General features: G+C 56.6%; 17 protein-coding genes. 4 read left to right on the forward strand and 13 right to left on the reverse strand.

Going from position 1 to position 24,713, the window contains the following annotated elements:
* Positions 1-182: 182 nt before the first annotated feature.
* The gene (locus GCWU000341_RS10995; RefSeq protein WP_207635072.1) at positions 183-2,684 is read right to left on the reverse strand and encodes a hypothetical protein; all 2,502 of its coding nucleotides are present in this window, start codon (positions 2,682-2,684) and stop codon (positions 183-185) included.
* A 100-nt stretch (positions 2,685-2,784) separates the two neighbouring features.
* Entirely contained in the window at positions 2,785-5,049 is a 2,265-nt protein-coding gene (locus tag GCWU000341_RS11000; RefSeq protein WP_196794851.1) for an efflux RND transporter permease subunit, read from the reverse strand.
* A 390-nt stretch (positions 5,050-5,439) separates the two neighbouring features.
* Here GCWU000341_RS11000 and GCWU000341_RS11005 point away from each other — a divergent pair, with 390 nt between their 5' ends.
* Positions 5,440-6,060, forward strand: coding sequence for a TetR/AcrR family transcriptional regulator (locus GCWU000341_RS11005; RefSeq protein WP_242651677.1), 621 nt, complete (start codon positions 5,440-5,442; stop codon positions 6,058-6,060).
* Positions 6,061-6,713: 653 nt separating this feature from the next.
* Here GCWU000341_RS11005 and GCWU000341_RS11010 read toward each other — a convergent pair.
* The 5 genes from GCWU000341_RS11010 to GCWU000341_RS11030 all read right to left on the reverse strand — a co-directional run bounded on the left by GCWU000341_RS11010 (position 6,714) and on the right by GCWU000341_RS11030 (position 11,696).
* Positions 6,714-6,959, reverse strand: a complete 246-nt coding sequence (locus tag GCWU000341_RS11010) for a DUF1858 domain-containing protein (protein ID WP_009216099.1) — start codon at positions 6,957-6,959, stop codon at positions 6,714-6,716.
* Positions 6,960-6,997: 38 nt separating this feature from the next.
* Positions 6,998-7,714, reverse strand: a complete 717-nt coding sequence (locus GCWU000341_RS11015; protein WP_009216100.1) for an adaptor protein MecA — start codon at positions 7,712-7,714, stop codon at positions 6,998-7,000.
* Positions 7,715-7,851: 137 nt separating this feature from the next.
* Positions 7,852-9,201, reverse strand: a complete 1,350-nt coding sequence (gene dnaB / locus GCWU000341_RS11020; RefSeq protein WP_009216101.1) for a replicative DNA helicase — start codon at positions 9,199-9,201, stop codon at positions 7,852-7,854.
* Positions 9,202-9,651 carry a 50S ribosomal protein L9 gene (gene rplI, locus GCWU000341_RS11025; protein WP_009216102.1) on the reverse strand — a complete coding sequence of 150 codons (450 nt, stop codon included), beginning with the start codon at positions 9,649-9,651 and terminating at the stop codon, positions 9,202-9,204.
* Entirely contained in the window at positions 9,651-11,696 is a 2,046-nt protein-coding gene (locus tag GCWU000341_RS11030; RefSeq protein WP_009216103.1) for a DHH family phosphoesterase, read from the reverse strand. Before GCWU000341_RS11030 ends, rplI begins: the two co-directional genes overlap by 1 nt.
* Before the next feature lie 807 nt (positions 11,697-12,503).
* Between GCWU000341_RS11030 and GCWU000341_RS11035 the strand changes: the two genes are divergently transcribed.
* From GCWU000341_RS11035 to malQ, 3 genes are read left to right on the forward strand one after another with little or no spacing between them, the layout of a single operon-like run.
* Positions 12,504-14,417 (forward strand): alpha-amylase family glycosyl hydrolase, encoded by a 1,914-nt coding sequence (locus GCWU000341_RS11035; RefSeq protein WP_050762004.1) that lies wholly within the window; start codon positions 12,504-12,506, stop codon positions 14,415-14,417.
* Positions 14,414-16,912 (forward strand): 1,4-alpha-glucan branching protein GlgB, encoded by a 2,499-nt coding sequence (gene glgB, locus GCWU000341_RS11040; protein ID WP_009216107.1) that lies wholly within the window; start codon positions 14,414-14,416, stop codon positions 16,910-16,912. Before GCWU000341_RS11035 ends, glgB begins: the two co-directional genes overlap by 4 nt.
* Entirely contained in the window at positions 16,909-18,492 is a 1,584-nt protein-coding gene (gene malQ, locus GCWU000341_RS11045) for a 4-alpha-glucanotransferase (protein ID WP_009216108.1), read from the forward strand. Before glgB ends, malQ begins: the two co-directional genes overlap by 4 nt.
* On the opposite strand, the gene GCWU000341_RS11050 is transcribed toward malQ, so the two are convergent.
* The 6 genes from GCWU000341_RS11050 to GCWU000341_RS11075 form a co-directional block, all read right to left on the reverse strand.
* Positions 18,464-19,156, reverse strand: coding sequence for a YggS family pyridoxal phosphate-dependent enzyme (locus tag GCWU000341_RS11050; protein ID WP_009216109.1), 693 nt, complete (start codon positions 19,154-19,156; stop codon positions 18,464-18,466). The genes malQ and GCWU000341_RS11050 overlap by 29 nt on opposite strands.
* Before the next feature lie 22 nt (positions 19,157-19,178).
* Positions 19,179-19,673: a methylated-DNA--[protein]-cysteine S-methyltransferase gene (locus tag GCWU000341_RS11055; RefSeq protein WP_040654348.1), complete on the reverse strand. Its 495-nt coding sequence runs from the start codon at positions 19,671-19,673 to the stop codon at positions 19,179-19,181.
* A gap of 71 nt (positions 19,674-19,744) precedes the next feature.
* Positions 19,745-20,815, reverse strand: a complete 1,071-nt coding sequence (locus tag GCWU000341_RS11060; RefSeq protein ID WP_009216111.1) for a hypothetical protein — start codon at positions 20,813-20,815, stop codon at positions 19,745-19,747.
* 340 nt (positions 20,816-21,155) lie between these two features.
* Entirely contained in the window at positions 21,156-22,331 is a 1,176-nt protein-coding gene (locus GCWU000341_RS11065; protein ID WP_040654305.1) for a pyridoxal phosphate-dependent aminotransferase, read from the reverse strand.
* Entirely contained in the window at positions 22,315-23,721 is a 1,407-nt protein-coding gene (locus GCWU000341_RS11070) for an FAD-binding oxidoreductase (protein WP_040654308.1), read from the reverse strand. The genes GCWU000341_RS11065 and GCWU000341_RS11070 overlap by 17 nt, the downstream gene beginning before the upstream one ends.
* A gap of 75 nt (positions 23,722-23,796) precedes the next feature.
* Positions 23,797-24,693, reverse strand: coding sequence for a MetQ/NlpA family ABC transporter substrate-binding protein (locus GCWU000341_RS11075; RefSeq protein WP_009216114.1), 897 nt, complete (start codon positions 24,691-24,693; stop codon positions 23,797-23,799).
* Positions 24,694-24,713 lie beyond the last annotated feature (20 nt).

Consider the following 24,713-nt stretch of genomic DNA (forward strand, 5'->3'; position numbering starts at 1 on the left):
AACTTCGATACTGCCGAAATGATCGGCGGAAGCCTTTAGTTAGAGCAAGCTAACAGCCATAGTATAGCGAAAAGAGCGAAAGTTCGTCAAGTCCATGATAAAATCTTATTATAAATGTAAGTTTTCCGTCTCAGATACCGAAAAAGTCCCCGGGAGGAATTCCTCCCGGAGACCTTTAAAGGCTAGCTCGTCTTTCCCTTCTTCTTTCCAATTCCGAGGACGCTCCTCATCCCCTCCCAGATCTTTCGGAATACCCGGGCGATCCTCTGCCAGGGGCTCTGCTGCTCCTCGGCCTCCTCACTGTCCAGGCTCTCCGCGGAATCCTCCTTTTTCGAGATCTCCTCCGTGCGGCAGACGATCGCGAGACTCGAGGGCTCCGGATTTTCCTCGCTGGTAAAGGAGACCTTCGGGGCCTCCGGATCCATATTGAGGAAATTATTGTCCGCCTCCTGCTCATCCAGCTCATCGTTGATGGATTTTCGGAGCTCGGAGCCGGATTCTTTGAATTTCTTCGTGTTCTCGATCATATCTTTGCCATTGTCCACCGCCTTCTGCCCGGCGGCAAGCCCGGCGTCCGCGGCGCTTCCGAAATTCCCGGAGGCGGAGCGGAGCGTATCGTTCGCGAGCTGAAGAGTCCCCGAGATATCATTGGAGGCCTTCTGCACCGACTGGAGGGTGTTCCCCGAATTCGTGAGAGCGGTCTGGACATCCGGATAATAGAGATTCATGGTCCCGATCAGGGTATTCACGTCCCCATTTAAGAGCACGAGCTGATCGACGAGCTTTGCGCTCTGCTTCGAAACGGAGCCCGCCTCCAGGCTCACGCTCTCGATATCCGCAGAGAGCTGATCGATCTGCGCGATGAGATTCTCCGCGTTCACGCTGCCGTAGGCCTGGGCGGCCCCCGCGGCGAGCTCGGAAAGGGCATCGCTCAGCCCCTTCAGATTCCCCGCCGCCGCGCTCTGAACCGCGCTGCCCCTCTGCGCTGCCTTTTGGGAGAGCTCCTCGATTCGGCTGTTTTGCTGACGGAGGGAACGCAGTCTCCCGAGAAAGCGGGAGGCATTCTCCTTCTGCGCGGCCGTCGCAAGCCGTACCGCCCCCTCCGTCGCCGCGGCCGGATTCCCGCCCGCAGCCGCTGCGGCGCGGGCCGCCGCCTCCCGGATATCCTGAGCGCTCACCGCGCGGTTTTGTCCCGCCGCGGCAAGCTGCGACAAAAGCTGATCGTGCGTATAGAGAAGGGCCGTGAGCGTCTGCTTCATCGAGGAGAGCTCCTCCTCGGAATAGGAGCCGATATCCTTCCCGCCGGATGAGATCTGCTGCTCTATGAGCTCGATGACAGACTCCGGAAGGTAGGCCTCATCGTAGCTCGCCTGAGAGAGTGCCGCGGACTTCGTGATATTGGAGGCGGTCGCGATGATCTCCGCGCCGTCGCTGAGCGCTCCCCTTGCGATATAATTCAGATTTCCGGCCGCCCTTTGTCCTCCCGCGATTCCGCCCCTTATCCTCCGAAGTGCCTCATTGGTACTCTCCAGACTCGAGCGAAGCTCCGATGTATCCACTCCCTCCACGCCGTTTAAGGAGGAGCCGAGATTTTGAAGGCGGATCTTCAGCTGATCCAGCTTATCATTTCCGTTGATGAGATCCTGATTCAGACTGTTTAAATTCCGGTTGATATCGTAGACCATCCACTGCGTATCCTTCAGGGAATTCCGGAGCGGGCTCAGGCTGTCGGAGAGCTCCCGGATATCCCGGATCGCGAGATCATTTCCCGCAAAGATCGAGTCCTTCGCGCTGTGGAGCTTGTCCTTCCCCGCCCTGAGCTCCCGGATCATCTCGCTGCTAAGATCCAGCTGCGAGGACATATTCGCGACATTGTCGAGGAGTGCATCCGCATCATCCATCATATCGTTGGTATTTCCCCGGAACTTATCCTTTAATTCCTTGATATCCTTTATCTCCGAAAGGCCGCCCAGCGTGCCGGGGCTCATGATCATGACCGCCCCCACAGTCTCGAAGCTGTCTGTCCCCATGCGGACGGTGAAATGTCCCTCCTGCCCGGGAAGCGCCGCAAAGACGACGCCGCTGTACTGCCCGAGGGACATGGTCTGAGAATCCGGCGCATCGATCGAGTAAATCTTATTGCTGTCGATCGGAAGGGCCAGGATCAGCATGAAATTATTCTTCATGTAATCGGAGGCCGCTTCATTCGGCCAGGCGTCGATATTCATCTCCACAAGGCCGGAGGCCCCGGCGAGCTCCTCCGCGTTCACGGGGACGCCGTTCAGCTTATAGCTTATATCGAATTTCCAGGGGGAGACGGCTCTCTCCGGATCAAGTCTCCCCTCAAAGAAGAACTTCCCCGGCTTCTCCGGTGCCTTCCAGGTCACACTGTCCCCGTTTTGCTCCGGCTTCTCCGTACCGGACATATTGATGAGCTCTGTGTAATTCCCGTGGTCCGTATAGCTCGGCTGGGAATTGAAATTCACGGATTTTACGACATTGGCCTTCGAAATCTGACCGTAGTGATTCAGATTGAGATACATCGTCTCCTCGACGGATGCCTCAGCGGGGCCCGCAGCACTCACGATCGGGCACAGCGCCTCCGTCAAAAAGCAGAGCGCCGCGAGGCCGCACGCGCTTTTCCTCTTAAATTCTCTGATCCATTGCTTTCTCATCTTTTCCAAACTCCCTCCGGACATCCTGCACCCCTTATCCTCTATCGCGGCCGAAAAGCAGCACGCCGCCGTCCTGCGTCCCATAGCCTGGCTATATCCATTCCTATCTCTATTCTTTTCTCTCTTCTTCTCTGCCCCTCTGTTTTGCCCGGACCCTCTCCGTCCCGGCCCTGAGGACCTCCTCCCCTCCTCCGCTCAGGATTTCCTGTATCTTACGGCGGAGCTTCCTTCTGGTATTTCTCGCATTCATCGCGGCCTCCTTGATCGCGGCCCGGCGTCTCGCCTTCTTTTCCGCGGCCGGCGTCGTGATAAAGGGATCGATCAGCTGCAAAAGGAAGGGCATCATCAGAACCACGAATGAGACCGACAGAATCGCGCCGCGCCCGACGAGATGCCCGACCTCACTGATCGCGGGGATCGAGGAGAGGAAGCTGATCGCATAGCCGCAGACCACGAGGATCGTCCCCGAGGTCAGGATAGAGGGAAGCGAGCGCTCCGTCATGAGCTCCGCCGCCCTTTGTTTATCCTTCTCGCTCTGCCGGATCTGGAGATAATTCTCCGTGGAGGAGATCGCATAGTCGATGGTCGAGCCGAGCTGGATGCAGGAGACCACGGCGTAGGCGATGAAGATGAGCTTCTGTCCTCCCACATAGGGGAAGGCCATATTCACATAAATCGCCATCATGATCGGGATCATCGCCGCGATCGGCATGAGCGGGGAGTGGAAGGAGAGCGCCACGACGATGAAGATGCTCAGCATTGCGAGATTGTTCACGAGGGTATAATCCGGGATCAGGATCTTCTCCATATCCTCCGTCGTCGGCGTGTTCCCGGTGATATAGCTCTCCTCCGGGTAATATTTTCGTATCCTCTCGCTGACAAGCTCCGTGTCCTTATAGGCCGTCCTGCTCTCCGGCTTTGTCTTGATATAGATGAGGAGCCTCGTATAGCCGCTCTTATGAAAGAGCTCCGTGACGCTCTCAGGCAGAAAATCATCCGGTATGCCGTCCGGCAGATAGGCGGAAAGCCCCATCACCTTCTTCACATAGTCCTGCTCCTTCAGCTCATCCACGAGCGTCCTCTCTTTCTCCGGCTCCGTATCCGGGAAGATAGCGACGAGGAGATTGGAGCGGCCGAACTTCCGGTCGATCTCCGCCGCCTCCTCGTAGATCTTCGTCCCGGGCCCGGCCCCCGTCGCGTCCGAGCCATAGAGGAAGTGATTCATCCCCTGTGCGACATAGATCGGAGCGGCGAGGAGAAGAGAGAGCGCGAGAACCGCCGGACTCAGCCTCGCGATGAGCTTCGAGCTCTTCTGAAATTTCGGCAGGAAGGGGCGGTGCCTCGTCCGATCGATCCGATCCGACCAGGACAGAAGGAGCGAGGGCATCAGGAAGATCACCATGAGAAGGGAGCATATAATGCTCTTCGACATGACGACCCCCATGTCAAAGCCCATTCGAAAGCGCATGAAGACGAGAACGATGAAGCCGAAGAAGGTCGTCATGGAGGACGCCAGTATCGTCGTGATCGTGCTCATGAGCCCGGCCTTCAGGGCCTCCTCCTTCCCAAGCCCCCTCTCCCGCTCCCGCTCATAGGCGTGGAGCAGGAAGACGGAGTAATCCATCGAGGTCGCAAGCTGCAGGACATCGGAGATATTATTCGTGATATAGGAGATCGTCCCGAGGAAGATATTCGTCCCCTTGTTGATGACGATCGCGCAGCCGATGACGGTCAAAAAGAGCACGGGCTCAAACCAGGAGGTCGTCGTCAGAAGGAGGATCAGGAAGATGAAGACCACGGCGACGGCCATGATCATCTTCATCTGCTCCTGGACATTCTCCTCAATGAATTTGTTGGTCGGCGACATCCCCACCAGGCTTCCCCTGTCCCCGACGATCTCTTCGATCTCATCGATCGCCCGGTGCGTGAGCTTATGGGTATCCCCCTTCACAAAGGTGATATCCATAACGGCGTCTCCATCCTTATAATAATCGGAGATATCCTTCGCATCGATAAAGTCCGAGGAGCTGTAGATCTGCGTCTTCGTATCGCACCAGACGACCTGATCGACGCCCTCTACCTTTTCGATCTGATTTTTATACTGCTTCGCCTCATAGAGCGTCACATCCTTCAGCATGAGACGCCCGGTCCCCGGGTAGCCGAAGACCTCCTTCATCTTATTGATCGCCACCTTCGAGGGGACATAATCCGGAAGATAGGAGGTGAGATCATAGTTTACCCCGACGAAGAAGTAGCAGACCGCACTCAGGATCACAAAAAAGAAGACGATATCCCGGATCCCCTTATTGTGATCCACGATAAAGTCCGCAAGATTATGATGCTTTTTCTTCTCTTCCCTTTTTTCCTCTGCCATGAAAGCACTCCTCTTTTCCATTCTGCCGCCGAAGGATCCCGGCCGCTTTGCTTTCGTCTTTTGCCATAGCTCTCCCTTGCCGGGAGCATTCCGAAATCAACGGTATCGCCGAAGCTCCGAATGCCCTTTTATCCTGTATTTCCCTTCCTGCTCTCTTTGTTCAATTTTCGTCAGCATTTTGATAATTGACATCTGTCTATTTATGTAGTAGTGTTCATTATAGGATTCGGAGTCGAGTAACGCAATACCCAATAATCAATCCTAAGTTCGTTTATCATCATATTTACACTTTATGCCCGTTTATCCTCCTCTATAAGGATAGGCGCGAAGAAAAGCATGCCGCAGAGAAAGAAGCAGGAGAAATCAGGAGCTTATGAAGGAGGGGAAATTATGGCTGTGAAGGGGAAACCGGGAAAGCTGGAGAAAAGCCGGGAGCGAAGCGTGAAGATGGACACCCCGAGGCGGGACCGCAGGGTGAGAAAGACCACAAACGCCCTGAAGCACGCTCTCACCGTGCTCATGCAGAAAAAAACCATCAAGGATATCACCGTAAAGGAGCTCACAGATATCGCCGACGTAAACCGCGGCACCTTCTACCTTCATTATGAGGACGTCTTTGATCTCCTCTCGCAGTCGGAGGGAGACTTCTTCGCAAAGCTCCGGGAAGCCGTCGAGCTTCACAGCGAAGACTTCATGAGCGGAAATCCGGTGCCGCTCTTTTGCGGCGTCTATGAGCTCTGCCGGGACAACGCGGATCTGGTCAGCATCCTGATCGGCGAAAACGGGGACATCAATTTTCTGAATCAGCTCAAGACCTTCCTCCGGGAGAAGTGCCTGAACGACTGGAGCGCCATCCTGAGAAGGCAGGGGATCCAGCACTTCGACGCCTACTTCTCCTTCATCGTCGGCGGCTGTCTCAGTCTTCTCCAGTACTGGTTCCACGGCGGCATGATAGAAAGCCCGGAGGAGCTCGCGGAAATCACCGGAGTCTTCCTCGCGCACCATATGTGATAAGCCCCGGCGCTCCAGAGTACAAAAAGAAGACCGGGGCAGGGGCGTACAGCCCCCCAATGCGAAAAAGGCCGGGACAGGAACGCAGCCGCCTTAACAGCTAATGGGAGAATATTCCATAAAAATAAACGCGAAAAAAGCGAGAGATGGGGCTCTCGCTTTTTCGCGTTTCCCGCCGCATCACTGCTGGCGGTCACTTAAGTTGAGTCTATCTATTTCAGGAGATTTCCAAGTGAACGTGCTTATGGTCAGGAGGACACGAACACCCGGCGCGTTATGGTGATTGCAGATCAGGAATTCTGCAGCCCCACAGGTTAGTTATATCTAACTAACTGCAGAAAGGATACAACATAAAATCCCAGTTGTCAATAGGAATTTTAAAATTTCTCGAAAAAATTTCAGGGCCCCGGAAAATGAGCGCTTGCGGCATGATTCCCGCAAAATAAAATGTCTCCCCTTGGGACACATCGTTGAGAGGTGCGGGGAGTCCTGTTGTTTTTTATTATACGGACTTTAGCTGGTTTTACAATAATAAACTTGGCGAAAAATATATCTTTTCCCTGCACAAAAGCACAAAAAGAGGGCCACCACCATGCAAGCGGCAGCCCTCTTCCTTTCATTATAACACGCTTTCCTCCGGGAGAGGGGGTCCTCTAATCTGTCTTTCCCCCTGCCTCCGCCTCTTTCTGCGCCTCCGCATACTCCCGGATCACATCATTTAAATCCTCAGCCAGCGCATCCGGGTCAATGCCGTGGACCTCGCAGGCCTCCTCCAGGGATTCCTCCTGAGACGCCGGGCAGTAGACACAGCCCATGCCGTTTTGCATCAGGAAGGGGGCGATCAATTCATTGATTGCCAGAATATCCCCGATTCTCATATCCTTTGTAACCTCTGCCATCCGGATCACCCTTATCCTTTCTCCGCGCCGGGAGCTCTTTAGATCAATGCGAGCTTCCGCATCGCATCCTTTCCCATCAGAGTCTCGAAATGCTCCTCATAATAGGCCTCGTTCAGTTCATCCCCCTCCACCTTTTCACCGTACTCCGAAAGCAGATTGGAAAGTCGGGAGATATCCTCCCCCTTTCCGCTTTCGGGATGAAGCGTAAGGTAATAGCGCCGCCGGTCTTCGTCCTTATACAGTGTGCTTCCGCCGCGGAAGCTGTCCCCGGCCGCGGCGGCGGCATCCATGACACGGTCCAGGCTGTCAAAGCGGAAGATCCGCATCCCGGATTCCTCCTCTTCCGCAGCGTTCTTTCCGCCTCCCGCGGCCGCGTCCTCCGTCTCCTGTGCCTGCTTCAAAAGTCCCTGCGCTCCCTCCAGGATCTGGCTTGCGAGGCGGGAGAAAATACTCCCCTGCCCGTCTCCCCTCTGGGTAAACTTCGAAAAGCGCGTGTCCAGCTCCTCCGGATCCTCCACCTTGGAGATGATGAGCTGCACGGATCCTCCCTGCAGCGGAATCGCCTCAATCATGAGCGGCGTATTGTCCAGTATAAAGCCGAGTTCCACCCGCGCCTTTTGCATCATCTCATTGAACAGCTGCTTCGCCGCCTGAGAACCATACGTCATATCACGGAGATTCAGATTCCTGGAAGAAAGATCCAGACTGCTCAGCGTGCACCTGATGGAGTTGTCATCAATTTTTTCCAATTTCATGGCTCCTCCCCCTCTCTGCCCGGACGAAAGAGGCTCTGTCCGCCGCCTTCTGTCCCTCTGGATACCGTATCATATAACGAATCTTCCCGTTTGCAAAGCACTTTGATAAAAATTTATAGAAAGTTAATAAGCCTGTCTCAGCTCCCGCGCTCCGCATTGACAAATCGGGTATATTCCGGCTGCCAGAGCAGAGTCACGGTGCCGATCGGACCGTTCCTCTGCTTCGCGATGATGATCTCCGCCTCGTTCGGATGCTCGGTATCTTTATTGTAGTAGTCATCCCGATAGAGGAACATGACGATGTCCGCATCCTGTTCGATCGCGCCGGAGTCCCTCAGGTCCGAAAGCATCGGGCGGTGGTCCGGGCGCTGCTCGCAGGCTCTGGAGAGCTGGGAGAGCGCGATCACCGGGCAGTTCATCTCCCGTGCCAGCGCCTTCAGAGAGCGCGAGATCTCCGTGATCTCCTGCTGCCGGTTCTCCGCCCTCTTCCCGGCGGAGCCGGTCATGAGCTGGAGATAGTCGATCATAATGAGGCTGAGTCCCCTCTCAAGCTTCGCCTTCCTGCACTTTGAACGGAGCTCCGATACCGAGATCCCCGGCGTGTCGTCAATAATGATATTGGAGGCGACGACGCGATCGATCCCCTCAATGAGCGTCGCCCAGTCCTCGTCCGTGAGCGTTCCCTTCCTAAGCTTGTCCGCGTCGATCAGGGTCTCCAGGGAGAGCATGCGGTTTACCAGCTGCTCCTTCGACATTTCGAGGGAAAATACCATGGCCGGCATATTTTTCCGGACTCCCACATAATCCAGGATATTCAGGACAAAGGCCGTCTTTCCCATGGAGGGGCGCGCCGCGACCAGGATGAGATCCGAGGGCTGAAGCCCCGCCGTTCTGTAGTCGAGATCCAGAAAGCCCGTGGGCACTCCGGTGATCGGGTCCTTCTGCCGGGAGGCCTTCTCGATATTGTGGAGGACGGTCATCGCGACATCCTCGATCGGAGTGAATTCTCTCGCGCTTCTTTTCTGGAGGAGATCAAAGATCTTCTTCTCCGCGATGGAGAGCACCTCCTCCAGCTCCTCCCCCCCGGAATAGCAGAGCTCCGCGATCTCCTCATTCGCGCGGATCAGAGCGCGGAGGACGGACTTCTCCTTTACGATCGAGCAGTAGGAGCGCACATTCACGCTGGTCGCGACGGACTGCATGACCTCCTTCAAAAAGGCGATCTCCGAGAGCTCCGGCGGGATATCCTTCCCCCGGAGCTTCTCCTGCACCGTCACGAGGTCCACCGGCTTCGCCTCATTATAGAGCTCCCGCATCACCCGAAAGAGTATGGCGTACTGCCGCTGGTAGAAGTCCTCCTCGCTGAGAAGCTCTGTCGCGGCGGCGACCGCCTCCTTGTCCCGGAGCATGGAGCCGATGACGCTCTGCTCCGCCTCCTGAGAGTGCGGAATCACCCTCTGGATCAGCTTTTCCGAAAGCTCCGCCATCTATTCCGCCGCCTGAACGCTCAGGTGAAGCTTCGCCTCGACATCCCGGTGAAGCCGGATGCGAAGCTCATAGCCGCCGAGATTTCGGATCGGGACATCGCTCTCAATTTTCTTCTTATCGACCTCGATGCCGGTCTGCTCCTTCAGGGCCTCCGCGATCTCCTTCGTGGAAATCGCCCCGAAGGTCCTGCCCTCCTTTCCGGCCTTCATTTTCAGAACGATCTTCGCCTCCTCAAGTCTCCCCTTGAGGTCCTGCGCCTCCGCAAGCTTCTCCGCCGCGAGCTTCTCCTCCTTCTTTTTCTGCAGCTTTAAGCTGTTCAGGTTCTTCGCGTCGGCGAGAATCCCCGCCTTTGAGGGGATGATGAAATTCCGGCCATAGCCCTCATTGACCTCCACGACATCCCCCTTCTTTCCCAGCGACTTCACATCCTTTAACAAGATAAGCTTCATCAGGACACCTCTCCTTCCTCAATCATCTGATCAATCGCCTTTTTTACCTGCGCGATGATCTCGGGGATCTTCCCCGCCTTAAACTGCGCCCCCGCCACGGTGCGGTGCCCGCCTCCTCCGAGCTTCTCCATGAGCACCTGCACGTTCATCTCGTCGATGGAGCGCGCGCTGACGTAGACCTTGCCGTTCCAGGAGGTCATGACGACACTGGCCTTGATCCCCCGGATATTCAAAAGCTCGTTGGCGGCCTGCGCACAGACGACGGTCGGGCTCTCCAGCCCCTGCGCCTTGAGAGAGCTGATCGCATAGGCATCCCTATAGATCTCCGCTCCGCTGATCGCCTCGGCCTTCGCCTGGTAATCCTTCAGATCCTCGCGGAAATTCTTCCGGATCCTCGTGATGTCCGCGCCGCACCTCCTTAAGTAGGCCGCCGCCTCAAAGGTCCTGACCCCCGTCTGGCTCGTAAACTCCTGGGTATCAATGACGATGCCGCCGTAGAGACAGTCCGCCTCGATCGGACGGACCTTGATCCCGTCTCCGATATACTGCATCATCTCCGCGATCATCTCCGAGGCCGAGGAGGCATAGGGCTCACAGTAGCTCAAGACCGCGCCCTGTATCGTCTCCGAGCTCTGCCTGTGGTGGTCAAAGACCACGATGGTTTTGCAAAGCTCCAGGAGATCCGGCTCATCCAATATCGAGGGGCGGTCACAGTCGACGACCACCAGGACCGTATTGCCGTCCACCATCTCCTTCGCATCCTCTCCGGAGATGAACATGTCGTCCGGGTAGTCCTCATTGTTCAGAAAGCGCGCCTTTAAGGGAAGGATCGGAGGAGTCACCCGGTTCTGCACGATGCTCGCCCGCTTTCCGAGCTCGGCAGCCATGCGGAAGACGCCGACGGAGGCGCCGAGGCAGTCCATATCCCCGTTCGCATGCCCCATGATCAACAGGCGGTCCTTATTCTCCAAAAGCTCCTCAAAAGCCTGCGCCTTCACTCTCGCCTTCACCCTCGTGACCCGCTCCGTGCTCTTGGACTTCCCGCCGAAGTAGCTCAGACTGTCCTGAGACTTCGCGATCGCCTGATCTCCTCCCCGGCCGAGCGCCATGTCGATGGAGACCCTCGCATACTCATAATTCTGCGCATACTCCGCGGCCCCGTAGCCCACCCCGATGCTGAGCGTCACAGAGAGCTCATTTCCGATGCTGACCTGCCTCACCTCATCCAGGATCGAAAAGCGGTCGTCCAGCATCCGCTGCAAATACTCCCGCTTCATGACAAAGAAATATTTGTCCTTCTCGATCTTCTTGATCAGTCCGTTCACAGAGGAGATATAGCGATTGATCTTCCGGTCCACAAGGGCCGTGAGCAGCGATCTCCTCACCTCCTCGATCTGATCCAGGACCTCCTCGTAGTTGTCGATGTAGATGAGACCGCAGACGATGCGTTCGTCGGAGAGCTCCTTTGCGAGGCGAAGCTCGTCCGTCTCATCCCGGAGGTAGACGGAGACCACCTCGCTCTCCCCGTCATAAAACGACGGCTGCTCCGCGCTCTCTCCCGATATCAGAGCGGCCCTCCGAAAGTCGATGCAGTATTTTCTCCCCTGAAAGGAGGAGTGGATCTCCAGCATCGCGTCCTCCCTGAGAAGCATCTCCTCCGTGATATTCGGAAACATGCTGAGGAGATTTCCGGACAGGTTCTTCTCCTTCCGCGCGATCTCCGAAAAGGCGCTGTTCTTCCAGAGCACCGTCCCCCTGTCGTTCACAATCGCATAGGGAAAGGGCATCTCCCAGATACGGCGAAGCTGCTCCTCCCCGGTAGAAAGGGAAAAATTCAAAAGGGCGGAGATCAGCCCGCTCCGCCTCGTAAAATAGAGCCGGAGCGCGATCAGAAGGTGAATGAGCCCCGCGATCAGGATCAAAAGGGCCGCGGCACGCGAAAAAAAACTCCCGATGAGGGCGAGTGGCAAAAAGAGCGCCGAAAGCCAGATCGGCCAGCGCAGATAAAGATCCATCATGCTCGCTTGTTTTTTCCGCTCTTTCATGCTCCCTCTTCCCTTCCTGAATGCTCTTTTACAATTTAATTATTATAACCGCTAAAGCGGAAAATGGGAAGCGGGGCTCCCCTCCGGAATTCCGCGCAAAAAATCGCCCCGCCAAAGCGGAAAAGACCTCGCTTTTCCCTTCGGCTTCCCGCCGGACTGTGCTATACTAAGTGCATAAGTCTCCGTCAAGCAGACAAATGCGAGGCAAGCTCGCTTGCGCGAGCATTTGGATATTTGACGGGACAACAGATATGAGCATGCAGGGCGATAGCCCGAAATGCGAATATCTGTCAGCGATGCGAAAGCGCAGAAGTCTGCCATCAGGCAGACTCGGAGCGTCCTTGACCACTTCTCGGAGAGAAGTTGAGTCTTAGACAGCTCTCAGACGGCTGATCTTTGCCGCCTTTCCTGCCGCCATGTCGGTCCAACGCAGGACGCTCTCGCTCCGGCTGCCGCGTCCAGCGGCGCGTAAGCGATTTAAAAAACCAAATCGCAAAGCGCCGGGGCGGCAGACGGCCTGCTTATGGACCGGCAAAGCGGCAGGGCGACAAAGTGCGGACAGCCGTTGGTGAAGCGGAAGCTTCGAAAGAGAGAAGTGTCTCCCGAAGGGAGATCGGCTGATGCCTCCCGGGCGAAGCCGAGTCCTGAGCTTCGAAGAAGCGAAGCAGCGCGGAGACTTATGCACGATGGATGACCATGCTTGCATGAGCGGACATTCCGGCATCTGACGGGACAAGAGGCAAAGCCGCGGGGCGGCGGGAACCGATATTGCGAACAAGAGTGTATTTCGACGGGGAAGGGGGAAAAATGCTGGGACTGAGGAAGGTGCAGGGCGGTTATGTATTTCTCGCTGCGGCGCGGACGGAGCAGCTCTATCTGAATCTCTACCGGGGAAAGCGGCGGGTTTCACGGCTTCCCTTCCCGCAGGAGGAGCGGATCGGCGATGTGTGGCGGCTCTTTCTCCCGGAACGGTATCGGACTCTCCTCTATTGCCTCGAGGCGGACGGGAGAGAGTTTTCCGATCCGGAGGGAAGAGACTTTCTCGGCGGAACGCGCTTTGGAGAGCTCCGGGGAGCCGGAGAGGTCCTGAAGAGCCCGTTTCGCGAAAACGCGGAGCTCTTTGAGGCGAAGGCCCTGCCGCTCCGCCCGGGGATTCCCTACCGGGACTGCATCGTCTACCGCCTCCATGTCCGGGGCTTCACAAAGCACAGCTCCTCCGGCCTGCCCGCCGCAAAAAGAGGCAGCTTCTCCGGAATCATCGAAAAGCTCCCTTATCTCAAAGAGCTCGGCGTCAATGTCCTGGAGCTCATGCCCCCCTATGAGTTTCAGGAGCTGATGTTCGAGCGCTTCGAGCCCCTCTCCCCGAAGGCCCGGGAGCGCTGTCCGGACGGCCGGATCAATTACTGGGGCTTCACGGAGGATGCTCTCTACTATTCGCCCAAGCACTCTTTTACGCAGAGCGGTCAGGACCCCTCCGAGAGCTTCCGCGCGCTTGTCCGGGCCGTACACGAACAGGGGATGGAGCTCGTTCTCGACTTTTACTTTAACTACGACGGCGGCCGGGAGCTCCCGGAACGGATCAGCGAGGTCCTCCGCTTCTGGAGAGTCCGCTATCAGATCGACGGCGCCCACATCATCGGCACAGCGCCGCTCGAGCTCCTTCGGAGAGATCCCTTCCTCTCGCGCTTTAAGCTCTGGGCAGAGCACTGGGAGGGGACGCTTCCCAGGTCCTCCGACGGGGAGAAGTACCTGGCGGATTACAACGACGGCTTCCAGACGGAGATCCGATGCGCTCTGAAGGGGGACGAGAGCATGGTGGGGAGCCTGATGGAACGGATCCGGAAGAATCCGTCGGACCGGGGGGAGATTCAGTATCTTTCGAATGTCACAGGTCTGAGCCTCATGGACTGCTTTTCCTATGACCGAAAGCACAATGAGGAGAACGGTGAGAGGGGAGCCGACGGCTGTGAGCAGAATTACTCCTGGAACTGCGGAGAGGAGGGACCCAGCCGCAGAAAGAGCGTGCGCCTTCTCCGAAAAAAGATGTTTCGGAATGCCTGCCTGCTGCTCTTCCTCGCCCAGGGAACTCCGCTCATCCAGGCGGGCGATGAGTTCGGGGCGAGCCGGCGCGGAAACAATAATGCCTGGTGCCAGGATAATGAGCTGAACTGGCTGGACTGGAGGCTCCTGAAGAAAAACCGGGATCTCTATGAATTTATGAAATATCTGATCCACTTCCGAAGGGAGCATCCCGTCTTTCACCAAAAGGAGGAGCTCACGCTTCTCGACAGCCGGGGGCTGGGGATCCCGGATCTGAGCTTCCACGGGGAGAGCGCCTGGCAGCCGGACAGGGAGCCCTACCGGAGGCAGCTCGGCGTGATGTTCTCCGGGCTCTACGCGGAGGATGAGACCTTCCTGCTCCTTTGCAATTTCCACTGGGAGGAGCACCGCTTTCTCCTGCCGCATCCGCCCGCGGGGACAAACTGGGCTATGGTGATCGACAGCTGCCGGGAGGAGCAAAACGGGATCTATCCGAAGGGGGAGCATCCCCTGCTTCCCGATGGGGAGAAGAAGCTTCTCCCCCGGAGCATTGTACTCCTGCAGGCGGAGGGCTGCGGGGAGATCCCGAAAAAGCGAAGGCGGAGGAGCGGACAGCGGAGGAAGAAGAGTTCCGAAGCCGGACAAAGAGCAGTGCAGGAGAAACAGGAGGTCTTGCCATGACGGACAAATTATATGAGCTTATGAACTGGGCGGATGTGGAAGAGGTCTGCTATCTTGAATGCTCGAACCCAAAGCGGATCCTGGGCGCGAGGCTTCTCCCGGAGGGACTCCTGATCCAGGCCTTCTTTCCTACTGCAAAGGAGGTTTCCGTAATGCTCTCCGGGAAGGCCTGGCCGATGGAGAGGGCGGACGAGGCGGGCTTTTTCGCAGTGCTTCTGCCGGAGGAGAAGCGCTTCCGGGAAAAGCTTCCGGATTACCGCTTCCGCCTCATCTATGACAACGATACGGAGGAGACGCTCCAGGACCCCTACCGCTTTCCTTCGATCTACACGGAGGAGGATATCCGAAAGTTCGAAGCCGGAATCCACTACCGGATCTATGAAAAGATGGGGGCACATCCCATAAGCCTAGGCGGAACTTCCGGCGTCGTTTTCTCCGTCTGGGCCCCCGGGGCGCTCCGCGTCTCCGTGATCGGGGACTTCAATCTCTGGGACGGACGCCGCAATATGATGCAGAAAATATCGGACAACGGCATCTTTGAGCTCTTTCTCCCCGGTCTTTCCGAGGGCACGATCTACAAATACGAAATTCTCCGCCACGGGCAGGAGCCCTTTCTGAAGACAGATCCCTACGGCTTTTCCTTCGAGCTCCGCCCGAATACAGCCTCCGTCGTCTCCGATCTCCGCCGCTTTCACTGGGAGGACAGGGCCTGGCAGGAAAGAAAGAAGAGGGGGGGACAGAAGACGCAGCCGATGTCTGTCTACGAGCTCCATCTGGGCTCCGTCTTTCGAAAAAAGCTCACGGTCAATGAGGACGGAAGTCCGGTTCCCGGCTCTGAATTTTACAATTACCGGGAGCTTGCGGAGAAGATCGCATCCTATGTGAAGGCCGAGGGCTATACCCATGTGGAGCTCATGCCGGTGATGGAACACCCCCTCGATCAGTCCTGGGGCTACCAGATCACCGGCTATTACGCGCCGAGCTCCCGCTTCGGGAGTCCGGAGGATTTCCAGTACCTCGTCGACCGCCTTCACCAGGAGGGGATCGGCGTCATCCTGGACTGGGCGCCCGCACATTTTCCGCGGGACAGCTGGGGGCTCGCCTCCTTTGACGGAGGGGCTCTCTATGAGGATCCGGACCCGGTGCGGGGAAGCCATCCGCACTGGGGATCCCTCATCTTCCACTATGCGCGGCACGAGGTCAGCAATTTCCTGATCGCAAATGCCTTCTTCTGGGCGGAGAAATATCACGCGGACGGCATCCGGATGGACGCGGTGGCCTCCATGCTCTACCTGGACTACGGGAGACAGGGCGGAAACGCGCCGAGGAACATGTACGGCGGCAATGAGAATCTGGAGGCCGTCGAATTCCTGAAGCATCTGAACAGTCAGTTCCGGATTGCCTTTCCGGGGACGCTTTTGATCGCGGAGGAGTCCACCGCCTGGGAAAATGTCACTCTCCCGGTGGAGGAGGGGGGACTCGGCTTTGACTTAAAGTGGAACATGGGCTGGATGAACGACTTCCTCTCCTACATGCAGACGGATCCCTTCTTTCGGAAGCAAAACTACCGCTCCCTCACCTTCTCCATGCTCTACAACTATTCGGAGGACTTCCAGCTCGTGCTCTCGCACGACGAGGTGGTTCACGGAAAGGGAAGCCTCCTCCAGAAGATGCCGGGGGACAGCCTCGAGAAAAAGGCGCAGAACCTCCGCGCGGCCTACGGCTATTTCTTCAGCTATCCGGGAAAGAAGCTTCTCTTCATGGGGCAGGATTTCGGAGAGGTCGAGGAGTGGTCCGAGGAAAGAGAGCTGCCCTGGGAGATCCTGAAATACCCTCTGCACAAGGGCATCCATGAGCTCGTGCGGGACCTGAATCAGCTTCTCCGGGAAAAACCGGCCCTAAGCCAAAGGGATTACTCCCCGGAGGGCTTCGAGTGGATCAACTGCTCCTATCCCGAGCTCTCCCTGCTCTTTTTCCTCCGAAAGGCGGAGAAAGCGGAGGACAACCTCCTCATCGTCACAAACTTCGACACGATGGACCACGCGGGCTTTCGCGTGGGACTCCCCTTCCCCTGCACGCTCCGATCGATCCTCTCCTCGGAGGACAGGAAATACGGGGGAAGCGGCGCTGTCCGAAAGATCCTGCACCACTCGGAGCCCATCGAGTGGGACGAGAGAGCGGAGAGCGCGGCGATCCGGATCCCGCCCCTCTCCACGACCATCTATCAGCTCACGCCCCTGAGTAAGGAAGAGCTGGAGCTCCGCTCCGCCCGCGGAAGAAAAGAGGAAAGAGCGAAGAAAACGGCGAAGAAGGGGAAGCGGGGAAGCAGCAATAGAAGCAGCAATAGAAGCAGCAGTATAAAGGGAAAGAAAGTAAATAAGGAAAAGAAAGCGGAAAAAAGCCAAGGCGAGAAGCGGCATCCGGGCGAAGAAAGCGCGGAGAGGGAAAGTCAAAAGGCAGCAGGAAAAAAGCCGCTTCAGGAGGAAAAATCATGAGACAGGCCGGGATATTGCTCCCCATCTTCTCCCTTCCGGGGAGATACGGGATCGGAACATTCGGAAGGGAAGCCCTGAAATTCGTCGATCTGCTGGCAGAGAGCGGGAACCGCTTCTGGCAGCTCCTTCCCATGGGGCCGACCGGCTTCGGGGATTCTCCCTACCAATCCTTCTCTGCCTTTGCGGGAAATCCTTACTTTATCGATCTTGAGACTCTGATCTCCCGGGGGCTTCTCACGGAAGAGGAGCTCTCCGCGGAGGACTTCGGCAGCGAGCCGGAGAAAGTGGATTACGGAAAGCTCTATCTTGCAAAGGACCATGCCCTGAGGACAGCCTACCGACACTTCCTCGAAAAGGAGGGGGAGGAAAAGAGCGGGGCTCTCCTCCAGGGCCTTCGGAAGGAGACACTGGACTACTGCGAGTTCATGGCGATCAAGAAGGCGCAGGACGGAAAGAGCTGGACACTCTGGGAGAAGGAGCTCCGGGAGAGGGAGGATTCCGCGATGGAGAGAGCCCGCAGGGAGCTCCTCCCGGAGATCTCCTATCAGGCCTTTGTGCAGGGGATTTTCGAGGAGCAGTGGCGGGAGCTGAAGCATTATGCCGGACTCCGCGGGATCCAGATGATCGGGGATATCCCGATTTACTGCGCGATGGACAGCGCGGATGTCTGGGCGAGGCGGGAGCTCTTCCAGTTCTCAGACGGAGGCGATCCGGAGAGTGTCGCGGGAGTACCGCCGGATTCCTTCTCCGCCACCGGCCAACTCTGGGGGAATCCTCTCTACCGCTGGGAGAAGCATGAGGAGAGCCGCTTCGAATGGTGGCTCTCCCGCATGGACTACTGCCTCTCCCTCTATGACGTCCTGAGGGTCGATCATTTCCGGGGCTTTGAAGCCTACTACTCCGTCCCCTTCGGCGCAAAGACAGCGGAGCAGGGGGAGTGGCTCCCCGGTCCCGGGATGGCGCTCTTTGACGCGATGTACCGCCACTTCGGGAAAAGGGAGCTCCCGATCATCGCGGAAGATCTCGGCGTCATCACGGATGAGGTCCGAAGCCTCATGAAGGAGACCGGCTTTCCCGGCATGAAGGTCCTGCAGTTTGCCTTCGGCTCCGACGCGGACAATTGCTATCTCCCGCACAACTTCGAGACGAGAAACTGCATCTGCTACACCGGAACCCATGACAATGACACGCTCTCCCACTGGTTTGAGACTCTTCCGGACGGAGTCCGGGGCTATATCTTCCAGTACTGCTCTCGCTCAGAAGCGGAGCGCGAGCTCATGCCGGAGCTCCTCATAAAGCTCGCCATGTCCTCTGTCGCGGATACCGTGGTTATCCCCGCGGCGGACTACCTGAATCTCTCCGGGGAGGCCCGGATCAACGAGCCCGGAACGACCGGGGGAAACTGGGTCTGGAGAATGCCGGAGAATTCCTTCTCCGAGGAAAAAAAGCTTTCCATCGCGAGGATCCTCGGAACCTACGGTCGCTACCGCCAGGCCGGGGCAAAGCCGGAAGTAAAGGAGGAAGCAAAGGAGGAAGCGGAAGAGGAGGGACTTAAGAATAGTGCCGATCCCCAAAAATAGCGCTTCCGATCCGGACGAGGGTCGCCCCCTCCTCGATCGCGACCTCGAAGTCCCCGCTCATTCCCATGGAGAGCTGATCCATGGAGAGGGCGGGGATTTCCCGGTTCATGGATTCAAGAAGCTCCCGGAGAGAGCGAAAGATCGGACGGCTCTCCTCTGCCTCCGAGGCAATGGGGGCGACCGTCATAAGACCCCGGATGCGGAGATGGGAAAGCTTTACGGCCTCGGAGAGAAAGCCGGGAAGCTCCTCCGGCAGCACTCCTCCCTTGGACTCCTCCCTCCCCACATTGACCTCGCAGAGGACGTCCATCGAAATCCCATGCTTTTTACACTCCTTCTCGATCTCCTGCGCGAGTCCCAGACTGTCGACGGAGTGGATCATCTCCACCATGCCGGGGAGATACTTCACCTTATTTTTCTGAAGCACTCCGATCATGTGCCAGTGGAGCTTCTCCGGGATCTCCGCTGTCTTTTGCCGAAGCTCCTGCACCCTGTTCTCCCCAAAGCAGCGGATCCCAAGGCGCATCGCCTCCCGGATGTCGGAAACCGGCTTCGTCTTTGAGACCGCGATGAGCTCTACGCTCTCCCGTTTCCTCCCCGCCCTTTCGCAGGCTGCAAAGATCCTCTCGGAAATCCTCTCGAGATTTTCAGAAATATTGCTCATAGCCCCTTCCTTTCTCCCTCTCTTAATTCTCCCCTCTCTCCATCGCGAGGAGCCTCCTCTTTCGCCAGATCCCCCCGGCGTAGCCCCTCAGGCTGCCGTCTTCTGCGATCACGCGGTGACAGGGGATGAAAAGCGAGATCGCATTATGGGAGACCGCGCCTCCGACCGCCCGAGAAAGGGCTCTTCCTCCGCTCCTTCCCCCGATGCGCTCCGCGATCTCCCCGTAGCTCATGGTCTCTCCGTAGGGAATTTCCAGCATGATCCTCCAGACCGCTCTCCTGAATTCCGTCGTCTTCATGGAAAGAGGCGGCGTAAAATCCGGTTCCCTCCCGCTAAAATAAAGCCTTAGCCAGCGCTCGGCCTCCTCGAATACGGGAAGCATCCTCTCCTCGTGCTCCTCATCCAGAGTATCACCAAAATATTTCTGTCCGTCAAACCAAAGCCCGTTCAGCGCTCTGCCGTCACTTGCGATCGTGATGCCTCCGAGCGGAGAATCGTAATGATAGCTGTATTCCATGCGATAAGGCCTCCCGCCGCTTGATTCTGCCTCGATTATATCGCATATTTCCAGAAAGGAAAGCTCCCTCCTCATTCCCAGAGCGTGTGCTGCGCTCTGAGACTGCACTCGGCCGCTGTCCCATCCTCGTGGAAGCGAAGCTCTATCGTATATCTTTTCCAGAGCATGTACGGCTGCATCTGCAGCTGCAATTTGCAGTTTCCCTCCCATTTGTCTTCCCGGTAATTCGCGGGGGAGAGCGAGAAAATGTCAGAAAGCGGCCGCTCTCTTATCTCCTCCCATCGAAGATCGGAGAGCTCTCTCCCGCAGACTGCGATCTCCGGGAAACGGGGATTCTCCGATGAAATGCGGTAGAAGCTGATGATGCAGTCCTTTAATTTCTCGCTTCCGCCCCAGGGCGGCGTCAGGCAAACTGTCCCATAGGAATTCCCGCCGCATCGAAGCTCCGCCAGCTCTCCATCATAATAAAAATGGCGGTCCTCCGGCTTTCGGATCTCATCCTCCGCTCCCCTCTCCCCGCTTTCCTCGTTCTCCTCGCTCTCCTCATAAAAACGAAAGCCCACCCGAAGGAGCTCTGACGCCCTCGTGCTCCCGATGACGATCCGGCTTTTTTCAATCCGAAGCTCAGGTGCTCTCTCCGGAACTCCGCTGAGCATCAGGGACAGAAGAAGAAAAAATCCGCTCATAAAGATCATGCCGAAAACCGCGTTTCCGGACGCATAGTTCCGAAGCGTCCTCCCCGCCTTTTTCCCAAAGCAAAGCACGATCTCTATCCCGATTTTTACAGCGGTCCAGAGCATTCTGACGCTGAGAATCAGAAAGAATTCCGCCTTCAGACAGGAATACAGCGCCGCGTTCGCATTGAGCCCCTTATATAGACGCATATACAGAAAAAAGAGAAGATTGGCCGCAGCCAGTCCCAAAAGAAAGAGGTTCAGCTCTCTGAGCGCCGAATGATCCGTGATATCCTCATAGGAATCGCCTCCCCTTCCGATGATCGCGTGACCGATCCGATACATCCATCCGGGGACCTCTCTCCCTTTCCGAACCGCATTTTGCAGGATCCAGTATAGATATATGCTAAAGCAAAGGGAACATACTGTGATGAGACAAAAGCCCGCCGCTCCGATAAAATACTCCATCCTCCCGACCCCTTCTTTTCCTCAGCGGGCCCTAACCCTATAGGTCCCTGCGATAAACATCTATTCTGATATTTTGTTTCTATATATTCCCCATATTTCTTGATCTTTGCCCTCTTTCACGCTATCCTGAGCTCAGGATTAAGGAATCTCCCATTCCTGATTCTCATAGGAGCGGCCTTCCAACACCTTGCTTTGCCTGTTTGCCATAAGCCAGAGGCCGCTTTTTTTGTTATTCACTATATCATCATCTTAATGGATCCGACAGCCGAAAATCCTCCTTTCGGCTCCCGCAGATTTTCCCTCGGGACTTTTTCTCGAGCTCGATCAGGAGCTTATCCCTTCAGGCGCGCTTTTTGGCGGGGATTTTTCTCCTCAGGCTCTCCAGACGGTTCAGGGCCTCCAGAAGTGTCTCGTCCCTTTTCGCGAAGTGGAAGCGGATGAGGTGCTGCACCGGCTCCCGGAAGAAGCTGGAGCCGGGCACTGCTCCGACTCCCACCAGCCGAGCAAGATCCTCGCAGAATTTCAAATCGCTGTCATAGCCGAATTCGGAGATATCCAGTAAGACATAGTACGCTCCTTCCGGATCATTGTGGATAATATGCAGCTCATCCAGGCCCTTGAGGAAGAGCTCCTTCTTGTGGGTATATTGGGCCAGCAGCCCATCATAGTAGTCCTGAGTGAATTTCAATCCCGGAATCACAGCCTCCTGCAGGGGAGCCGCCGCACCGACCGTCAGAAAATCATGCACCTTTTTTGCGCGCTCAATGATCCTTGGCGGGGCAATGATGTAGCCCAGCCGCCAGCCGGTAACAGAGTAGGTCTTGGAAAGAGACGAGCAGGAGATCGTGCGTTCCCACATTTCGGGAAGCGCGGTAAAATAGCAATGCCTATGGGGCGCATAGACGATGTGCTCATAGACCTCGTCCGTGATGACATAGAGATCGTACTTCGCGGCCAGCTCCGCGATAATCTCCAGTTCCCCGCGGCTGAAGACCTTGCCGCAGGGATTGGAGGGGTTGCAGAGCACCAGCGCCTTTGGGTGAGAGCGGAAGGCATCCTCCAGCACATTGGGGTCAAAATGAAAATCCGGCGGCGTCAGCGGCACATAAATGGGTTCCGCTCCGGAGAGAATGCTGTCGGCAGCGTAGTTTTCGTAGAACGGGGAGAAGATAACGACCTTGTCCCCGGGGTTTACGATAGTCATCATGGCAGCCATCATGGCCTCCGTGCTTCCGCAGGTAGTGACAATCTCGCTGTCCGGATCGATGCTGCGGCCCATAAAGCGGGACTGCTTGGCAGCCAGCGCTTCCCGGAAATTCTGTGCTCCCCAGGTGATGGAATACTGGTGATAATCCTCGTAGGCCACCTGTGCCAGACGATCGAGGATCTCCTTTGGCGGTTCAAAATCCGGAAAGCCCTGAGACAGATTGACGGCGCCATATTGAAGGGAAATGCGCGTCATCCTGCGAATAACGGAATCCGTAAAACCAGAGCTTCGCTCAGAAAGACTCTGCATGATCTTTTCCTCCTTCGATATAAGATTTTTGGTCATTGAGAATATGCAGCGGGTCTAAAGCATCCTTGATCTCGTTCATCACGGCGAGGTTCTCCGCCGCTGTCTCCCGCAGAAAATACCGCCGTTTGGACAGGCCGATGCCGTGCTCGCCGGATGCCACGCCGCCCAGGCTGTAGGCTTTTGCATAGGCGGAGTCCATATTGGCGTGCAGTTCGCGCCGCCATCTGTCCTCATCACGCTCACCCCGGACAACACACAGATGCACATTCCCGTCGCCGGCATGGCCGAAACTGATCATCCGCATGCCGGATGACACCTCCAGATCGTTGATGAAGCGGATGAAATCCACTGTATGGCTGATGGGCACCACGATGTCCACAGGCTCTTGTTCGGAAACGGCTTCCACCGCCTTGACCAATGCTCCGCGGACCTTCCATATCTCCGCCGCCTGCGCCGGATCGGTGAGCACGATATAATCCAGTGCGCCGTTTTCCAAAGCCAGCCCGCGCACCCGCGCGGTATTGAATTCCACCTCGCTCCGGTATCCGTCAAAGGTCAGAAGAATATAGGAGCCTGCGTCGGGCCTGGGATAACGCAGACCGGAGAAGTCCTCGCCCAGTGCCACGACCTTCCGCTCCATGAATTCCACTGCAGTGGGGTTCGCATTCGCGCGCAGAATCCTCAGTACGCTCCGGAGGCCGGTATTCAGATCAGGATAGGGAACAAGGACACTGACGGAGGTCTCCGGCTTCGGCAGCAGCCGCAGCATACATTTACTGATAAGTCCAAGTGTCCCCTCGGAGCCGATCAGCAGATGCTTAAGCGACAGCCCGCTGGCATCCTTGACCTGCTTGCCGCCAAGCCGCAAAATCGTTCCGTCCGCCAGCACGACCTCCAGCCCCCTCACATAGTCGCGGGTGACACCGTACTTTACCGCCCGCATCCCTCCGGCATTGGTACTGATGTTGCCGCCGATGCTGGACGCCTTCTCGCCGGGGTCCGGCGGATAAAAGAAACCCCTGGCTTCCACATAGGTCTGCACATCCTGCAGCAGGATGCCGGGCTCTACGGTCAGCGTCATGCTGTCCTCATCCAGCTCCAACACGCGATTCATGCGGGAAAAATCAAGGATAATACCTCCCTTGACGGGCACCGTGGAAGCTACCAGATTCGTCCCCGCGCCGCGCGGCGTGACCGGGATACGGTTTTCACAGGCGTAACGCAGCACGTCGCTGATCTCTTCTGTCGACAGCGGAAAGATCAGAGCATCTGCCGTGCCCTTCCGCCGCCCCAATGCATCGCTGAGATATTCCTTCGGGATATCTGTGTTGAAGATCAAGCGAGTCTTATCCGCAACAAGGTCTTTCAGTATCTGCCTGTCGATACTCATAAATCGTTCCTCCATTATCGCTAAGTGCCGCCGGTAATCGAAAGAAATACCGGCGGCACTATGGCTAAAGACCGTTTACTTTGCCAAAAGATTCTGATCCCAGCCGACCTTGATGAAATATCCGCCGTAGGTATCCTTGAATACCTTTTCCGTCTCGGGAGACTGAAAGGCCTTCACGACTTTTTCGTAGACAGCCGCCTTGTCCGGGTCCTCCAGATCCGCAGTGCGGGCGGCGATCAGGTTCCAGTACTCCTCCACATCCAAAACGCTGTCCTTATAGATCGCTTCGTCGCTTTTCAGCCCAAAGTCCAGCGCATAGTTTCCGTTGACCACGGCGGCAGTCACATCGGACAGAGCGGAGGGGATTACATTGGCCTTCAGCTCCTCGATCTTGATGCCGACATCATACTTTACGATATTATCTATCGTGGGGTTAAACGCTGCATTGGGATCCAGCTCAATCAAGCCTGCCGCCTCCAGCACCTTCAGCGCACGGCCGCCGTTTGTCAGGTCGTCCGGGATCGCCACGGTATCTCCGTCCTTCAGCTCCTTCACGGAGGAGATCTTCCGGGAATACAGATTCAGCGGAATGATAAAGGTGTTTCCGATATTCTGGATCTTATAGCCATGGCTGTCGATCTCGTTCTGAAGATAGATGCGGTGCTGGAAAGAGTTCAGATCGATCTCCCCGTTTGCCAGGGCATTATTTGGTGTCACATAGTCGGAGAACTGCACCAGCTCAAGGTCGATGCCCTCACCCTTCAGTGCCTCTTTTGCAGGCTTCCAAAGATCCTCATAGATGCTTCCGACGACGCCAAGCTTTACTGTGACCCGGGCGGCGGATTCCGTCTTCTGTCCGCTTTCCGAGGATGAATCCCCCTTTGATGCATGGCTCTTAGAGCCGCAGGCGCTAAGTGCCAGTGCAAAAAGCGCGGCAGACAGTAAAACAGCGATAATCTTATTCCTTTTCATTCTGATTCCCTCCGGATAAT

Origin of the sequence: Oribacterium sp. oral taxon 078 str. F0262 (genome assembly GCF_000160135.1) — a bacterium.
GTDB lineage: Bacteria > Bacillota > Clostridia > Lachnospirales > Lachnospiraceae > Oribacterium.

What these genes read in the sequence shown, in the direction of transcription:
- GCWU000341_RS11000 (WP_196794851.1), bottom strand. Translation starts at nt 5,049, where the DNA reads ATGGCAGAGGAAAAAAGGGAAGAGAAGAAAAAGCATCATAATCTTGCG.
- GCWU000341_RS11005 (WP_242651677.1), top strand. Translation starts at nt 5,440, where the DNA reads ATGGCTGTGAAGGGGAAACCGGGAAAGCTGGAGAAAAGCCGGGAGCGA.
- GCWU000341_RS11010 (WP_009216099.1), bottom strand. Translation starts at nt 6,959, where the DNA reads ATGGCAGAGGTTACAAAGGATATGAGAATCGGGGATATTCTGGCAATC.
- GCWU000341_RS11015 (WP_009216100.1), bottom strand. Translation starts at nt 7,714, where the DNA reads ATGAAATTGGAAAAAATTGATGACAACTCCATCAGGTGCACGCTGAGC.
- dnaB (WP_009216101.1), bottom strand. Translation starts at nt 9,201, where the DNA reads ATGGCGGAGCTTTCGGAAAAGCTGATCCAGAGGGTGATTCCGCACTCT.
- rplI (WP_009216102.1), bottom strand. Translation starts at nt 9,651, where the DNA reads ATGAAGCTTATCTTGTTAAAGGATGTGAAGTCGCTGGGAAAGAAGGGG.
- GCWU000341_RS11030 (WP_009216103.1), bottom strand. Translation starts at nt 11,696, where the DNA reads ATGAAAGAGCGGAAAAAACAAGCGAGCATGATGGATCTTTATCTGCGC.
- GCWU000341_RS11035 (WP_050762004.1), top strand. Translation starts at nt 12,504, where the DNA reads ATGCTGGGACTGAGGAAGGTGCAGGGCGGTTATGTATTTCTCGCTGCG.
- glgB (WP_009216107.1), top strand. Translation starts at nt 14,414, where the DNA reads ATGACGGACAAATTATATGAGCTTATGAACTGGGCGGATGTGGAAGAG.
- malQ (WP_009216108.1), top strand. Translation starts at nt 16,909, where the DNA reads ATGAGACAGGCCGGGATATTGCTCCCCATCTTCTCCCTTCCGGGGAGA.
- GCWU000341_RS11050 (WP_009216109.1), bottom strand. Translation starts at nt 19,156, where the DNA reads ATGAGCAATATTTCTGAAAATCTCGAGAGGATTTCCGAGAGGATCTTT.
- GCWU000341_RS11055 (WP_040654348.1), bottom strand. Translation starts at nt 19,673, where the DNA reads ATGGAATACAGCTATCATTACGATTCTCCGCTCGGAGGCATCACGATC.
- GCWU000341_RS11060 (WP_009216111.1), bottom strand. Translation starts at nt 20,815, where the DNA reads ATGGAGTATTTTATCGGAGCGGCGGGCTTTTGTCTCATCACAGTATGT.
- GCWU000341_RS11065 (WP_040654305.1), bottom strand. Translation starts at nt 22,331, where the DNA reads ATGCAGAGTCTTTCTGAGCGAAGCTCTGGTTTTACGGATTCCGTTATT.
- GCWU000341_RS11070 (WP_040654308.1), bottom strand. Translation starts at nt 23,721, where the DNA reads ATGAGTATCGACAGGCAGATACTGAAAGACCTTGTTGCGGATAAGACT.
- GCWU000341_RS11075 (WP_009216114.1), bottom strand. Translation starts at nt 24,693, where the DNA reads ATGAAAAGGAATAAGATTATCGCTGTTTTACTGTCTGCCGCGCTTTTT.